At 66.1% G+C, this 1,156-nt stretch carries 2 protein-coding genes; one reads left to right on the top strand and one right to left on the bottom strand.

Annotated features, from left to right (window positions below; genetic code table 11):
• The coding region (locus BHQ40_RS24755; protein ID WP_139139487.1) for an autotransporter outer membrane beta-barrel domain-containing protein at window positions 1–624 on the top strand (624 nt) is incomplete at its 5' end.
• A 322-nt stretch (window positions 625–946) separates the two neighbouring features.
• Here BHQ40_RS24755 and BHQ40_RS24750 read toward each other — a convergent pair.
• On the bottom strand, window positions 947–1,156 hold a 210-nt coding region (locus BHQ40_RS24750; protein WP_139139486.1), incomplete at its 5' end, for a tetratricopeptide repeat protein.

Genomic DNA, 1,156 nt, shown 5'->3' with positions numbered 1-1,156 from the left:
GACGCCAACACCTATATGGTCGGCGGTTTCGCGCAGGGACCGGTCGGCGCGATGAACATGGGGCTGCAGGTCGTCTACGGCTGGAGCGACTGGACCGTGTCCCGGCCCATGCCGCTGCTCGGCCGCACCGGCCAGGCGAAGTTCGACAGCACCGAACTGCGCATCCTGGGCGAGATCAGCCATGTGTTCGACCTGGGCGGCATGGACATCGCACCCTTCCTGCGCGGCGACGTCCGCCATTACAGCTTCGACGGCTTTACGGAGACCGGCGCGGGCGGCATCGGCCTGATCGTCGAAAAGCGCTCGCACACCTATTTCAGCCCGGAAGTCGGCGCGCGGCTGGTCGGCAATATGGAAAGCAGCGGTGCGACGCTGCATCCGGAAGCGTCCGTATCCTACACGCTGCACGGCGGCGTCGGCGGCAGCCGCGACATGGCCTTCATCGCCGATCCCACCACCATCTTCCGCCTGCAGGGTTCCGACCCCGACGCCTTCTGGACATTCGGCGCCGGCCTCGCCGCGGAGATCGGCAGCAAGACGGCCGCCTTCGCGCGCGGCTTCTACTCGACCGGCGGCGGCCAGCAGGGCGCGGCCTTCAATGTGGGGATCCGGGTGGGCTTCTGACCCGCCAGCCCAAAAATCCGTTCGCCCTGAGCCTGTCGAAGGGCTGTCCTTTTCTGTGAAGTAAGGGTCGGGCTTCGACAGGCTCGGCCCGAACGGATTATCTCAATACAGCGTGCTCCTGCGAAAGCAGGAGCCCAGTCCCGCCGTTCGAACTAGACTCCTGCTTTCGCAGGAGTACGCGGTGCTTGGGGTATATCTCGGCGCATCCAAGGATAGAGCACAAATCTAAATCCGTTTGGGCTGAGCTTGTCGAAGCCCTGTCCTTCCTAATAAGTGCACGGCTTCGACAAGCTCAGCCTGAACGGATTAGTGGAGTCCTCGTCTAAAGCCGCGCCAGCGTCGGCGCTTCCGTTCCCCGCCACGCCTTCCGCTGCTTCTCCAGCAAAGCCCGGCTCGCCTCGGCGTCGCCCGCCGCCGCCAGCGCCTGCGCCTTGCCCCACATCACCCAGCCATTGCCGGGCCGCCGCGCCAGCGCCCGGTCAAAGGCCGCGTTCGCGCCCCTGACGTCGCCCCGCCGCAACAACAGCCCGCC

The sequence above is a fragment of the Sphingobium phenoxybenzoativorans genome (genome assembly GCF_001757355.1).
Lineage (GTDB): Bacteria > Pseudomonadota > Alphaproteobacteria > Sphingomonadales > Sphingomonadaceae > Sphingobium > Sphingobium phenoxybenzoativorans.
Note: the sequence above shows the minus strand (reverse complement) of the source record. Positions and strands in the feature narration are given on the sequence as shown.